Origin of the sequence: Sphingopyxis jiangsuensis (genome assembly GCF_016734905.1) — a bacterium.
GTDB classification, from domain to species: Bacteria; Pseudomonadota; Alphaproteobacteria; order Sphingomonadales; family Sphingomonadaceae; genus Sphingopyxis; species Sphingopyxis jiangsuensis.
Map to the genome: position 1 here is coordinate 966253 of NZ_JAERPO010000001.1, position 13116 is coordinate 979368.

General features: G+C 62.1%; 14 protein-coding genes. 2 read left to right on the forward strand and 12 right to left on the reverse strand.

Translation table 11 applies throughout. From position 1 onward, the window contains the following. Positions 1 to 36 precede the first annotated feature (36 nt). The 6 genes from JI743_RS04735 to JI743_RS04760 form a co-directional block, all read right to left on the reverse strand. The gene (locus JI743_RS04735) at positions 37 to 462 is read right to left on the reverse strand and encodes a DUF411 domain-containing protein (RefSeq protein ID WP_201926419.1); all 426 of its coding nucleotides are present in this window, start codon (positions 460 to 462) and stop codon (positions 37 to 39) included. A 120-nt stretch (positions 463 to 582) separates the two neighbouring features. Beyond that, positions 583 to 1698, reverse strand: a complete 1116-nt coding sequence (locus JI743_RS04740) for a copper resistance protein B (RefSeq protein ID WP_201926421.1) — start codon at positions 1696 to 1698, stop codon at positions 583 to 585. After that, positions 1695 to 3479: a copper resistance system multicopper oxidase gene (locus JI743_RS04745; RefSeq protein WP_201926424.1), complete on the reverse strand. Its 1785-nt coding sequence runs from the start codon at positions 3477 to 3479 to the stop codon at positions 1695 to 1697. The genes JI743_RS04740 and JI743_RS04745 overlap by 4 nt, the downstream gene beginning before the upstream one ends. 108 nt (positions 3480 to 3587) lie before the next feature. Further along, on the reverse strand, positions 3588 to 4130 hold the full coding sequence (locus tag JI743_RS04750) for an RNA polymerase sigma factor (RefSeq protein ID WP_201926426.1): 543 nt from the start codon (positions 4128 to 4130) through the stop codon (positions 3588 to 3590). Positions 4131 to 4171: 41 nt separating this feature from the next. After that, on the reverse strand, positions 4172 to 4609 hold the full coding sequence (locus JI743_RS04755; protein ID WP_201926427.1) for a periplasmic heavy metal sensor: 438 nt from the start codon (positions 4607 to 4609) through the stop codon (positions 4172 to 4174). Between the two features lie 2 nt (positions 4610 to 4611). Then, the gene (locus JI743_RS04760) at positions 4612 to 4878 is read right to left on the reverse strand and encodes a hypothetical protein (RefSeq protein WP_201926429.1); all 267 of its coding nucleotides are present in this window, start codon (positions 4876 to 4878) and stop codon (positions 4612 to 4614) included. Positions 4879 to 5017: 139 nt separating this feature from the next. Here JI743_RS04760 and copC point away from each other — a divergent pair, with 139 nt between their 5' ends. Next, on the forward strand, positions 5018 to 5401 hold the full coding sequence (gene copC, locus JI743_RS04765) for a copper homeostasis periplasmic binding protein CopC (RefSeq protein WP_201926431.1): 384 nt from the start codon (positions 5018 to 5020) through the stop codon (positions 5399 to 5401). A 4-nt stretch (positions 5402 to 5405) separates the two neighbouring features. After that, the gene (gene copD / locus JI743_RS04770) at positions 5406 to 6371 is read left to right on the forward strand and encodes a copper homeostasis membrane protein CopD (protein ID WP_201926433.1); all 966 of its coding nucleotides are present in this window, start codon (positions 5406 to 5408) and stop codon (positions 6369 to 6371) included. A gap of 126 nt (positions 6372 to 6497) precedes the next feature. On the opposite strand, the gene JI743_RS04775 is transcribed toward copD, so the two are convergent. From JI743_RS04775 to JI743_RS04800, 6 genes are all read right to left on the reverse strand, one after another. Further along, the gene (locus JI743_RS04775) at positions 6498 to 7352 is read right to left on the reverse strand and encodes a hypothetical protein (RefSeq protein ID WP_201926435.1); all 855 of its coding nucleotides are present in this window, start codon (positions 7350 to 7352) and stop codon (positions 6498 to 6500) included. A 227-nt stretch (positions 7353 to 7579) separates the two neighbouring features. Further along, the gene (locus JI743_RS15315) at positions 7580 to 8347 is read right to left on the reverse strand and encodes a hypothetical protein (protein ID WP_201926437.1); all 768 of its coding nucleotides are present in this window, start codon (positions 8345 to 8347) and stop codon (positions 7580 to 7582) included. 30 nt (positions 8348 to 8377) lie between these two features. Further along, positions 8378 to 9712 carry a surface lipoprotein assembly modifier gene (locus JI743_RS04785; RefSeq protein ID WP_236659686.1) on the reverse strand — a complete coding sequence of 445 codons (1335 nt, stop codon included), beginning with the start codon at positions 9710 to 9712 and terminating at the stop codon, positions 8378 to 8380. Positions 9713 to 9777: 65 nt separating this feature from the next. Beyond that, complete coding sequence (locus JI743_RS04790) at positions 9778 to 10752, reverse strand: transferrin-binding protein-like solute binding protein (RefSeq protein ID WP_201926441.1); 975 nt, start codon at positions 10750 to 10752, stop codon at positions 9778 to 9780. Positions 10753 to 10782: 30 nt separating this feature from the next. After that, the gene (locus JI743_RS04795) at positions 10783 to 11466 is read right to left on the reverse strand and encodes an outer membrane protein (RefSeq protein ID WP_201926443.1); all 684 of its coding nucleotides are present in this window, start codon (positions 11464 to 11466) and stop codon (positions 10783 to 10785) included. 105 nt (positions 11467 to 11571) lie between these two features. Next, entirely contained in the window at positions 11572 to 13116 is a 1545-nt protein-coding gene (locus JI743_RS04800) for a winged helix-turn-helix domain-containing protein (RefSeq protein ID WP_201926445.1), read from the reverse strand.

A 13116-nucleotide genomic window follows, 5' to 3' on the forward strand; every position in this document is an offset into this window, starting at 1 on the left:
CCCGGTCACTGATGTTACTGTCCGGCGCAGTTGCGATCAGGCGCGATAGGTCCGGCTGTTGCCCGCTCGATCGAATGCCATGACCTCAAAGGGATCGATGGTTCCGTCCGCCATTTCCATACCCGGCGAACCGCGCGGCATCCCCGGAACTGCGAGCCCGACAATGCCGCGCGGCCTATCATCGATCAATTTTGCTACATGCGGCATCGGGACATGCCCTTCGATGGCATAGTCACCGATAATCGCGGTGTGGCACGACGCGAGATCGGCCGGAACTCCATAGCGCGTTTTGACCGCCGTCATATCCGCCCGGTTGACGACTTCGACGCGGTAGCCTGCGACGCGCGCGATTTCGGCCCAGTCTTCGCAGCAGCTGCAACCGGGGTCGCGGTAGACGAGCATCGCCTTGCCGGCGCCATCGTCGGATGCACCGCCATCGCGCGCGCCGGCATCCGCCGCCATGCCGCGGTTGCATCCGGCGAGCGTCGCGCCGGCAATTAGGGTGCCGAAAAGGACAAGCTTCCGCCTGTCATAGACCAAGGTCAAAGCCTAACTCCCTGCCAGCCGAATCGACATGATGTGTCAGAACCAGGCACGCACCCCGACAACGAAACTCGTGCTTTCCACGCTTTCGCCGGCAAGGCGCGCGAAGCGGGCCGTGTCGCCGAACTTCCGGCTCCATTCGACGCCGATATAAGGCGCAAATTCGGGCACGATCGCATAGCGCAGGCGAAGTCCGAGCTCGACGTCGGAGAGACCCGATCCGATGCCGTTCGCAGGCATGTCCTGAAGCGAAAAATTGGCCTCGATCGCGGGCTGCAGCACCAGCCGCTGCGTGATGCGCTGGTCATATTCGCCTTCGACCCGCGCGAGCACGTCACCCTTGTCGGACAGGAAGAGCGCGCCTTCGACTTCGAACCAATAGGGCGCGAGCCCTTCGATCGCGAGCGTCGCATAGCTACGGTCGGGGCCGCCCCCGAAATCCTGCCGCACGCCAGCCTGCGCATTGAAATAGGGGCCGATTGCACGGCTATAGAGCAGTTGCACCTCGCCCTCTTCGAGCCCTTCACCGATTTCGCTTTCGCCCTCGCTCTTGATCGTCAGCCGGTCGATGTCGTTGCCGTACCAGGCTTCGCCTTCCCAACTGAGCCCGTCGTGGCCCTTGCGCGCCTGATACTCGAAATCGAGATTGATGAAGCCAAAAGTCTGGGCGCCATTTTCTTTCATCATCTGGTGGCGCGAATGCTCCATTTCGGACGCTGGATAGATACGATCGGCATACCAGTCGGACGGCGGCGGCGGGGCCGGCGCATCGCCAGGGGGAAGATCGGTGCCGACCGCGGCTTCCCCATGTCCTTCGGTGATGGCTTCGCGGGGCGTGCAATGCCCCATCGCGGCATGTTCGGGGGTGCAAGCGCCGTTGGCCGGCATGGCGGCGTGCGCGCCATCGTCCATATGTTCGCCGGGATCGGCTTGCATTTCGGTATCGCCATGCGCCCCATGGTGTTCGACATCGTTGTCCATGGTGCAATGACCCATCGCTGCATGCTCGGGCGTGCAACCAGACGCCCCGCCTTCGCGCGCGGGGGCCATTGGCGCCGAAGCGCCGTGCCGGGCATGCGGGTCCGCCTGCGCCGCGGCGGGCATTGCAAGCGCGAAAGCAGAGAAGCTCGCGAACAACAGGGAAGCGCGCCTCATGCTGCATCCTCCCGCGGGCGAACGCTCACGACGCGCATCATTCCGGCGTGCATATGATAGAGAAGGTGGCAGTGAAACGCCCAGTCGCCGAGCGCGTCGGCAGTGAAGTCGAAGGTTGCGATGCCGCCGGGCTGCACAATCACCGTATGCTTGCGCGGCGCATGGTCGCCCTTCCCCGTCACCAGCTCGAAAAAATGGCCGTGCAGGTGAATGGGGTGGCTCATCATCGAATCGTTGATCAGGTTCACGCGCACGCGCTCGCCCTCGATGAAGGGAATCGGCTCGTGATGGTCGGACATCTTCACGCCGTCGAACGACCACATGAAGCGCTCCATATTGCCGGTCAGATGGATGTCGAGCGACCGGTCTGGCGCACGGACATCGGGGTTGCGGTCGAGCGCGACCAGATGGTGATAGGTCAGCACCTCGTGTCCTACATCTTCGAGCCCCTGACCCGGTTCGCCCATGCGGTCGACCGGCATCGGCGAGATCGATTGCACGCTCGGGTCGCGCTTGACCTGCGGCGCGACATCGAAATCGCGCATGCTGTGATCCATACCGCCGTGCCCGCCATGTCCCATCGCGGCGTGATCCGGTTCGGACGCATCTGCGACCGTACAATGGCCCATCGCCGCATGCTCGGGCGTGCAGCCGGCATCGCCGCCCGACATTGCCCCCATGCCCATATCCTTCATCGTCGCGAGCGGGCGCGCGCGCAGCGCCGGAACGGGCGCGATCATACCCACCCGCGGTGTGAGCGTCGCGCGCGCCATGCCCGAACGGTCGTTGGCTTCGGCAACGAAGCTGTAGGCACGCTCCTCGACCGGCGTCACGATGACATCATAGGTCTCGGCGACACCGATCTGGAATTCGTCGATCTCGACCGGAACGACGTTGAGCCCGTCGGCCTGGACAACGGTCATCCGCAAGCCGGGGATGCGCACGTTGAAGATCGACATGGCCGACGCGTTGACGATGCGCAGCCGCACGCGCTCGCCCGGGGCGAAGAGCGCGGTCCAATTGTCGTGCGGCCCATAGCCATTGACGAGGAAGGTGTAGGTCGACCCGTTGACGTCGGCGACGTCGGTCGGGTCCATCCGCATCCGGCCCCACTCGACCCGCTCCTTGAGCGGCTGATCCTTGCCCGCGAGCAACCCCGACAGTGTCTGGCGCTGGCGATTGAAATGGCCCGGATTGACCTTCATCTTGCGAAAGATTTCCTCGGGCGCAAGCCGGCTGTGGTCGGACAGAACGATCACATGCTCGCGGTCGTGCGCGATGGGATCTGCGCCCGCGGGATCGATCACGATCGGTCCGTAGTGGCCGAGCTGCTCCTGCAATCCTGAATGGCTGTGATACCAATAGGTCCCCGACTGGACGACGGGGAACTCATAGACAAAGGTCGAGCGCGGCTTGATGCCGGGGAAACTGACCCCCGGCACCCCGTCCATCTGGAAGGGCAGGATCAACCCGTGCCAGTGGATCGAGCTGTCTTCGTCGAGGTCGTTGATCACGGTAAGACGCGCCTGCTGTCCTTCGCGAAGGCGAACGAGCGGCCCGGGAATCGTGCCGTTGATGCCGATCGCGCGGCTCAACTTGCCGTCGATCCGCATGGTCTGCCGCGCTATGCGCAGACGGATGTCATTACCCGAGACGGTCGGCAGCGTGGCGGCGAGCCCCGCCGAAACAGGCTGCGCCCAGGCCGGAAACCACGCGGCCATCGCTGCTGCGGCGCCGCCGCCCAATGCTCCGCTGACAAAGCGGCGTCGATCTATCTGCATTTTCTTCCCGACATTGTTGGTCTTATCCAGCCATACGCAGGCAACAAGGGCATCCCTCACCCGCGGCCCGAAATTGCCGCACGGTCGGCGGCTATCCGATTCCGGCGATCACGCATCGCTATCCGCAGTTTCGTCCCCGCCAAGCAATTGCCTGAGCTTGCTCCGCGCCCGGTAGAGGCGCGTTTCCACGGTCTTTTCGCTGACCTGCAAAATTGCCGCCGTCTCGGCCTGGGTCGCCTCTTCGATACCCCGCAGGACAAGGACTTCGCGCAGCTTCTGCGGCAGTTCGGCAATGGCGCCGCGAACGCGTTCGAGCTCCAAGCGGGCGTCGGCCTCCATATCGGGGGCGGGCACATCGCTCGCGATATGATGCGCCTCGTCGAGCGGAAACGCCCACGAGAAGAAAGCGCGCACCTTGCGCCTGCGCGCCCAATCGCGGCATTTGTTGATGGCGATCGTCGAAATCCAGACCCGAAAGGGGCGGTCGCCGTCGTAGCGGTCGAGCGCCGCGAAGCCCGACACAAAAGTTTCCTGCGTCAGGTCGAGCGCCTCGTCGGCGTCGCCCGTATGCCGCGCGATAAGCTGATAGACCGGTGCCTTGTATCGTCGGAGAAGTTCGCGGTGGGCGTCGTCACGGCCCGTCCGCGCCATCGCCGCCAGGTCCCGATCGCTCCTTTGCGCCAGGTCCGGACTCACCGCGCATCGGCGGTCAGCGCTTTGACCACGCTCTCGTCAAACTCCTGCGCCTGTTCGCGATTGAGAACCGCGCGCATCTCGAAAAGATGTTCGAGCGTTTCCTTCTGCAGCGTTCCCATGACATCATGCGTATGATCGATCGCTTCGGTCACACGCGGACCATAGCCCTGCTCGGCCTCGATCGCCTTGGCGAGCCGAATGTTCGAAGCGCGCATTTCCTGCTCGAGCGCATGGCGGCGCACGGCGAAATCCGCTTCGATCTTGTCGATCCGCGCCTTTTGCGCGGCCGTCAGCGTGATCCGGTCGTGCAGGACGGCGTGAAGCTCGGTTTCATTGGGGTTAGGGGTATCGGCAACGCGCTGACCAAGAAACACTCCGGCGAAACAAGCGGCGAAAGCTACGGCTCCAACAAGGAGCAAGCGGCGCAGATTCATGTTCAAGGCGCCTCGAGCAACGTAGAAGGCGCCAAAGCGCTTGCCGGACCAAAGGGGCTGAGCGGGCTCGCGGCAACCGCCGGCTGCGGAACGGCGCTCCCTGCAACCACGCCCGTACCAAGCGAGAAAAGTGCGACAAGCGCGACAAGGCGGCGCGTCGCCATCGCCTCCTCGCGGCGCAGGGCGAGCGCCGAGAGAATCCGGTCGTCGAGCGTGTCCAGCGCCGTCGGCGCAGCGACCTTGCTCAATAGGCGCAGCTCTTTGTCCATCGCTTGATCTCGTCAAACCTTCCCATCATGTCCATACGCACCGGCAAACGGCATCCCTCGCCATGTCCGCCAAATTGTGCGCAAGGGTTACAGACATCGATCGCGTATTAGCAGGACCGACATGCAATTGGAGATATTAATGTTCCGGAACATCCTCCCCCCCGCGGCCGCCGCGCTTGCGCTTCTTGTCGCGCCAACCGCTGCCTACGCGCACGCAAAGCTTGTCAGCTCGACGCCCGCGGCCAATGCGACGGCAACAAAAGTGACCAAAGTCGAACTCAAGTTCAACGAAAAGCTCATCGCCTCAACGGTCAAGACCGAGCTCGTGATGACGGGCATGCCGGGAATGACCGACCACCCGCCGATGAAGATCCCCTATACCTCGGCGATGGGGAAAGACGGCAAATCGATGACGCTGATGCTGAAGCGCCCGCTGGTGCCGGGTACCTACAAGGTGAAATGGTCCGCCGCCGGCGCCGATACGCATCGGATGGGCAGCGAGTTCAGCTTCACCGTCAAATAGGTACATGGGCGACCCCATCCTGATCGGCATCCGGTTCGCGCTGTACGCGGACCTGATGCTGATCGCGGGGCTTGCGGCTTTTGCCCTACATGCGCTTGACGCCGACGAACGGCGGAATCCCGTGTTGACCGAACGAATCTGGCGCGCAGAACGATGGCTTTGCGTCGCCGGGCTTGCCGTATCGACGCTCGGCTTTGCGGTTCTCGCAGCGTCGATGTTCGGGGTGGGCATCCTTGATCTTGAAGCAGCGTCGGTCGGCGAGCTGATTGTTCAGACCGATATGGGGGTTGCCTGGCTGGCGAGAAACGCGGCGCTTCTGGTGGCGCTCGCCGCCACATTCAGCTTGCGGCAGCGCCCGACAGGTGCGGCCATTGTCGCAGCGACAGCCGGCGCATTTGCGCTCGCAAGCCTTGTATGGACGGGCCATGCCGGCGCCTCCGAAGGAGCTGGCGGATCGTTGCACCGCATAAGTGACATTGTACACATGATCGCAGCCGCCATTTGGGTCGGCGCGATTGCGGGCTTTCTTCTGTGGCTGGCGCCGAGACCCGCTGCACCGGAGTCCCCAAGACTCGAAGTGGCGGGTCGCAGTCTCGAAAGATTTTCGCGAACAGGAACGATCTGCGTGCTCCTTATCGCTGCGACCGGGTTGATCAACACCCAGATGACTATTGGGATCCCGGGTCTTTCGAGCGCGCACGCATCGCCATATGGGCGACTGCTCCTCGCAAAGCTCATTCTCTTCTCGATCATGCTCGCCATCGCAGCAGCCAATCGGTGGCGATTGGTACCGGCACTCAAGCAATTTCAGGGCACCGCGTCGACACTGGGCTCCGCGCGAAGCCTGGCCAGCGAAGTTGCCGCATTGCGCCGAAGCCTGCTTGTCGAAGGTGGTGCTGCACTGACGATACTGGGACTGGTTGCCTGGCTGGGCACGTTGCCGCCTGGAACAGGAAGCAGCGGCAACTGACTGCCAGCAATGTCAGGGCAGCAGGACTCGCTACGACCTCGATGCGCGCTCAGAACATCGTCCTGCTGCAACGCCGATCGGGAGCGGCAAGGTTCCGACGGCCAGATCGGCCGCCGCAATTGCGAGCTACTCCTCCGGCCTCGGCACCGCGCGCGCGTCGGTCTCGCCAATCGTCCGCTCGGCCATCCACTGCGGCACACCCCAACTTTCGGGAAGCGACCGCGCAATTGCGCCGGGAAGGAAGGACCAGAGAAGGATGCCGGCGATGAACCCGGCGACGCCTACCTGGATCTGCCGCTGCTTCTGAGCCTGGGTACTGAGCGCGCGCGGCACATGGGACGCAACAGCCCGCGCCTGCCCGTCGAGTTCGCCGATCGCGCGTGCTATCTCGCTGCGCATGTCGCCGATGAGCCTCCGGTCCTCGGCACGAACCTCGACGGCGCGTTTCCCGAACTCGTCGGCCATCACCGCCGGGGTGAGCTGCAACGCGGGCTTGTCCGCAATATGAGCATGCCATTGATCGATCCGATCGAGACGCGCCTCGATCTTGCGAAGCGTCGGCGCGTAGTCGGGCAGCTTCTCCTTCGCGGCCGTGAGGCCTTCAATCGCCGCGTGCAGGAGCGATACTTCGTCGCGCAGCTTGTCGAAATAATCGCGCCGTCCGCACTTTTGCGGGGGCCCGCGCCGGTCCAGGTCAGATCGCCCGTCGCCGGGATGGTGCTGCTGCGCAGCAGGGACGAGGGCGGCTCGGTGGAGAATGGACGTCGATAAGCAAGCAAGCCGCCCCTCTCGCTTACGCTCGCCCGAAAATCCGTAATCGCCGATCGGCGTTAAAGAGTCCTGCACCCGACAGTCCCATATCGAAGCGTCAAGCGTGCGGGGCGCTAAATTCGCAGGCATTCGCACCGCAATCTGCTCGCGCCGCGCCGATTGTCGCAGCGTCGAGACGAACGCGGCCCTAAGCTGACCGCAGCAGTTCACCGCCGGATGCAGACACCGCGACCCGTCTGCAACCGGCGGCGGGGGCGATGGCACGCCATCGCGGGGCGGCGCGAGACACTCGCGCCGCCCTTCTTCTTACGGCGTGCCGATGCCGCCTGTGGCGGCGGCGCGCCCCCAGCGAATATCGCCGCGCCGGTAGCCAAGGCCGGCGCGACAATTTCAGCGCGCACAAAATGGGCGGGCGACCGAAGCCGCCCTCCCTGCCCTCACGCCGCAAGCGGCGTCTCCTCGTCAACCGACGCGCAATCCTGCTCGACCGGATCGGCATCGGCGCTCGCAGAAAGCGCGAACGCCACCCGCGCCGCCGCCTTCACGCTGCCGACCCCGCCACGCGACGTGTAGGCGGCGGGCGGAAACGCCATCCATTGCGGCACCCACGGCTCGGCCTTGGCGCGCCCGTTGGTCCCCGCAAGGCAATCGGCGATGATCGTCTTCAAGGCCTTCGCCTTCTCACCGGCGTTCGCCGCCGCTACCTCGGCGCCTGCGACCTCGCCGGTGATGGCGAGCAGCACTTCGCGGTCGCGCAGCTGGTCGAAGAACGCCGCGTCGGCTTGCCAATGCTTGCGCATATCGGTGCCGAGATGAAGACCGATCATCTCGACCGCCTCGCTGCCCGCCGCCAAGGTCTCGCCCATGACGATCGCCACGATCTCCATAACCACCGGATCGGGGAGTTCGAGCAGCCGCGCGAACAGCGGCGCGAAAGGGGGCCGGTCGAAACCCTTGCCGGTTTCGGTGTGCGCGAAGTTGTTCCCGATCTGGACCCTTGTGATCGACCACTTCCCCGCCCGATTTCTGACGGCAAAGGGATTGGTTTCACGCGGATTTTGTAGCCCATCCGGCGCTTGATGGATAGCTGTTCCGTCAAAAATTCCTGTCCTCAAACTGGCGCATTTGTAGCAGATGGCCATCCGGTGCCGTGGAACTACACTCCAAATGCAGAAGCGGTTCGATGCTCGCTGGGCCGCTTCCAATCGATCAGGCTTGGTACGAAATCGGTTGCCTCAAAACGCCCTTGTGACCCCTATTTCCGTACGCACCTTGCGGTAATCGTAAATCTCGACTGTGCTGTGGTTTCGTTCATATGTTGCGCGCATGAACGGTGCAAATGTGCCGATGCGAAAGTTGCGAAATGTTGCGCCCAGGCTCGCGCGATAGAGCCGGTCTGATCGCGTTTCAGGAAACAACAGAAGACGTTCGTCGGCTCTAAGTCGACCATAGCTTGCCGCGGCAACCAATGTGACCGGTCCAGTCTCGCGGTAAACAAATAGTGCGACTTGTCCGGCCCATGTGGAATATCCTGGATCGCGCAGTGCCTGCCGGTCCACTGAAAGTGTGACCCCTGCGCCTGCGCGGTTTGACAAGGCGCGTTCATAGCTGAGCGAGGCTGAGTAGGTCCGTCCATCCTGCAAAGCGTTGAAGCGGTTGTCCACGAATGCCACAGCCGCTGCACTGCGCAACTGTGCCTTTCGTCCAAGCGGATGAAAGTAGTTCAGGCCAACAGTCGCAGCACTTGAATAAGCTTTCCCGCCAAACCAGCGCCATAGCCCACCTACCTCAAACGATATGCGATCTGCACCGCTTCGAATCTCCGGGCCAAGCGTAGGGGCCAACGCGATGTCGTTGAATTCCGCGTCGCGATAGAGATCGGCAAAGCCGGAGATTCGACCGAATAGATTGATCGAATTGTCGACGGGAAGCCGCGCATATACCTGTCCGCGCAAGGCCAGACCAAGGCCTGTGCGTTGCTTTGCCTCGTCATCGAGAACGAAGTCGCCAAGGACCGTCCCGAGGGTGTTCGACCGGGTTGCGCGGTTGATGTTACTGTCGGGCGCAAGGGCGATATCTAGGCTCGCACCGACCGGCTTTTGAGCACGCAGCGCTGCCGAATAGCGATCGACAATGCGTGCCACGTCGGGTGGTAATCCTCCGGCTTGTGCCTCTCGAAGGGCCCGGCGTGCGCCTGCCTCATCGCCCAATTGGTCGAGGATATGGGCGAGTTCGAGCCGCACCCTTTGGGCCTGAGGCTGTTCGTCGAGAATGTTACGAAGCAGGACCGCAGCTTCGCCAAGGCGCCCTTGTTTCACAAACAGGTTTGCGAGACGGAAACTTGCCTCACTGCGTACCTCGACCGACGGGTCAGCAAAGAGCGCGCGATATGCAAGTTCAGCGGTAACAGCATCACCCGCTTCCTGCGCTCGCGCGGCCAAAGCAAGAAGCTGCCCCGCATCCAGTTTGACGGCCTGATCATCTCGGTTGCCAGAGTCGGATGCAACCGCTGGAGTGGAATGCGATAGGACTGCAGTGCCGCAAGTGATCGCAAAGAGAACAAAGGCCAACCTGTCACTGTCGCTCTTGACGCGACGTGAGGCACGTAAACCCTGCCTACCTCTGCGTTCCCGGTTCAGTTTTCTCGCTTCGCAATCCATGCGCCGATGGCCTGATGAGGTTGACCATCGATCATCAGGGGCAAGGCCCAGGAACCGATGGCTTCCTGCGCCGATGGCCCGGTGAACAGGCCATTGAACTGGTTGAAGCCGGATTGGCTGGTGTCGAACCGGCCGGAAAAGGAGTTGGTACCTGACGCTAGGGCGATTGGCAGTGTCGTGTAGGTGCCGACAGGACGCGGGTTCATCCCATCCGGTACGTAAAGCTCAAGAGAGCCCGTCAGCAAGCTCCGGGCAAAATCGACATTCAATGTCGTGTAGCCGTCGATCCCGCCGAAATAATACCCGCCGTACAGACCGTTGAAATAGGTGATATCGACCTGCCCGGATGTTACGCCGCGATAGGTCGCGGTTCCCGAAACCGGGATTGCGGATACGGGCGTAGGTGTGCCGAAGGCGAGGTATCCGATGCGCCCGGTGCTTGCATCAGTCCAATTCGCCAGTTCAGAATAGGTAAAGCCCAAATCCGTAGATCGGCGCGTTATGAAGGTCGCATGATTTTGCGGCGCGGATGCGGTCTGGAAGAAGTTGTTATCCGGCGTTGGATTGGCCAGTCCCTTGTAGTGGATCAGGCGATCGTATGTGGCGCCAGGAAGCTGCACTTCGTAATAGCCTGCCGCATTGTAGCGAATTTTCGACTGCTGAGAGGGGGCGAAGGATACGTCGGTCAGCTTGGCATCCTGCGCTACCGGCGTGTACCCATCGCCCGCACTCGTCGTGCTGACACCAACCGCTGCGTATTCTTGTGGCGTTGGATTGGCGAAGATTGTGACAGGTACGTTTGTCGGCGCAGGGGTGGGAGTTGGCGATGGCGTCGCGACCGGTGGAGGTGGTGCCGAGACGATGCCGCCTGAACCTCCACCGCCACAAGCGGACAGGGCCGTGGTCGTGACCGCTAGCGCGACTGCCTTGCTGACAAACAAGCGCTGCATTTCACCCTCCTTGATCTCGTATTGCTCTGGTCAAAATCCGAACCGAATGCCGACGTCGATGTTGGAACCCTTGTGTTCGCGGACGTGCCCGACGCCGGCTAGATCGCGAAAATGGACCTTGCCAGCGCTCAGCCAGCGGTACTGCGCCGTTAGCGCCACGCGCGCCGATAGCTGGTAGGCGACGCCCGCCATCGCTTGATATGCGAATTCACCCTTGTGATCGTTCATGATCAGGAATGGCGCTTCGTTCGGGAAAGGGGCGCGAGCGGCAAAGAAGCGGGCCTTGATGTCGGCGTATCCGATACCTCCGCCGAGATAGGGGCGGAAATCGCCGCTTCCGAAATCGTAGTAGACATTGGCCATCGCTCGCCACGCCTTATGCCCACCTTCGGATGCGATATCGCCGGTTGGCGGTACGATTGCGGTGTAGTGCTTCGACTTGTTGTCGGTGTAGCCGCCCTCGATCTCGACCCGCGCATTGCCGATGCGTCGTCCTATCGCCAATTGAGCGCCGTAACCCGTATCCATCCTGTTTTCCGTTTCGGCGTAGCCGGGCGGTACGGGGATTGGGCCGATGACGGTGTGGGAATCGTTGAGTAGTGAGGCGGTGCCGGACGCTGCGACGTACCAATCGCCTTCATCCGAGGCGTAGGCTGTCGTGGAATACATCCCGACGGCGAGTACAAGTGCGGCTGATCGAATGCCTTTCTTCATGGTCTGGCTCCCTGTTGAATTTCGACGAAAGTATCGCGAATTCAGCGGGAAGCGTGAATGAAGGGATGCCGCTATTCTGCCGATGGATTGCCGATGGTTCGGCGATCAACCCAATTTGGCAGGATCAAGCGCACCGCGCACGAAGGGATCGGGCCAGATGCCTCGCCTGCGCCAGTAGGCGACGTGTCCCAGCCGCTGGCATAGGTCTGGAAAGCGAGAGTCCTCCCGAAACGCGTCCGTGGCAGGGATGAACAGGAATTGCGTGCGCGCCCAGTCGGGTGCGGAATAGATGTCGTTGATCCCCGCCCCTCTCATTTGCTGGACCGCCGTGCCGCGCCCCTCGAACAGACCTTCAGCAACACGATAGGCAGCATCGAGCTCACCCAGATATGAAAACAACATGATCGCATTGGCAGCAAGTCCAGGCGCAAGGGAAGCTGTCTGGGTGCATATCTCAACCGCAGACGCAATGGCTTGTGGTGTACGGCTCGCGATAGCTTCTAACCCGGCATGCCAGGACTCGATGCTTGGCGATTTGAGATCGCTAGGGCGAACGGCTTTGTCGTCAAGCAGGGCCAATGCCGCAGGCGCGCGGTTGGTACAGGCATAGATCAGCATTCGCGCATTCCAAACACTCGGGTCATGCGGCCATAGCTCAAGGGCACGATTGGCAACCTTGTCGGCATCGCCGACGTTGCCGAATATCCAGTATTTGAGTGCCCGGCGAGCTTGGTGCGATGGCTCGAACGGCTCGACCTTGATTACACGTTCGTTGGCTAGCAAAGAATCCTTGCAACGCCCCATGCCCTGATAGAACAGCGTAACGTGATCCAGAGCGACGGCGCTGTTCGGCGCATCGTTCAGTACGCCAAGCAAGGCATCTTCCCACTTCGTCCAGTCGTCCAGATCACGTTGCAGGTACGCGATTACGGTACGAGCGTTCGGCTCCCTGGGGTCGAGCGCGAGTGCACGTTGCGCAGCTTCGCGTTCCGCAACGGGATCGGGCAATACGACGGCCAGCCACCCCCAGGCGTCGGCTCTTTGCGGATCGAGAGCGATTGCTTGCCTGAAGACAACTTCGGCCTGTTTTTGGCCGTCGGGAATGCCCGACGAACGAAGCACGCGGCCACGTTCTATCAGTCTGTTGATCTCCACTTGCCGATTGCGGTAAATGAGCCCTGCGCTGCCACCTGCGACAAGAACGGTTGCGGCAATGCCACCCACAATCAGATTTCGTCGGCTTACGGTCTTCCCTGACGCTTGGGCTTTGCCGACAATTTGGCTCTGCCAATCCACACTGTTGATCCGATATCCGACCCGCGGTATTGTTTCGACTTCGAAATTAGCTCCCGTCGCCAGAAGGATTTTGCGCACTTCGGCCACCGCGCGATTGATCGCATCGTCGCCGACGATCCGCCCCTCCCAGCAAATCTGCAAAAGGTCTTCCCGAGAGAGCACCGCGCCCTTCGCATCGGCCAGCGCGACGAGCACCTGAACGACTCTGGGTTCTCCGGTAGCCGCCCCCGATGGCCCTTCCGCTTGACGCAAGGAAGGCCGGATACTGATATTCCCGATTGGGAAATCGTCGCGCTTAGCAAGCTGGATTGCCGCGCCGGAGTCAAGTGTTGCTGATTCGGATACTTCTTCCAC

Coding starts and splice junctions, on each gene's coding strand:
- JI743_RS04755 (WP_201926427.1), bottom strand. CDS start 4,609: ATGAATCTGCGCCGCTTGCTCCTTGTTGGAGCCGTAGCTTTCGCCGCT.
- JI743_RS04745 (WP_201926424.1), bottom strand. CDS start 3,479: ATGCAGATAGATCGACGCCGCTTTGTCAGCGGAGCATTGGGCGGCGGC.
- JI743_RS04795 (WP_201926443.1), bottom strand. CDS start 11,466: ATGAAGAAAGGCATTCGATCAGCCGCACTTGTACTCGCCGTCGGGATG.
- JI743_RS04740 (WP_201926421.1), bottom strand. CDS start 1,698: ATGAGGCGCGCTTCCCTGTTGTTCGCGAGCTTCTCTGCTTTCGCGCTT.
- JI743_RS04735 (WP_201926419.1), bottom strand. CDS start 462: ATGGCGGCGGATGCCGGCGCGCGCGATGGCGGTGCATCCGACGATGGC.
- JI743_RS04790 (WP_201926441.1), bottom strand. CDS start 10,752: ATGCAGCGCTTGTTTGTCAGCAAGGCAGTCGCGCTAGCGGTCACGACC.
- copD (WP_201926433.1), top strand. CDS start 5,406: ATGGGCGACCCCATCCTGATCGGCATCCGGTTCGCGCTGTACGCGGAC.
- JI743_RS04760 (WP_201926429.1), bottom strand. CDS start 4,878: ATGGACAAAGAGCTGCGCCTATTGAGCAAGGTCGCTGCGCCGACGGCG.
- copC (WP_201926431.1), top strand. CDS start 5,018: ATGTTCCGGAACATCCTCCCCCCCGCGGCCGCCGCGCTTGCGCTTCTT.
- JI743_RS04750 (WP_201926426.1), bottom strand. CDS start 4,130: ATGGCGCGGACGGGCCGTGACGACGCCCACCGCGAACTTCTCCGACGA.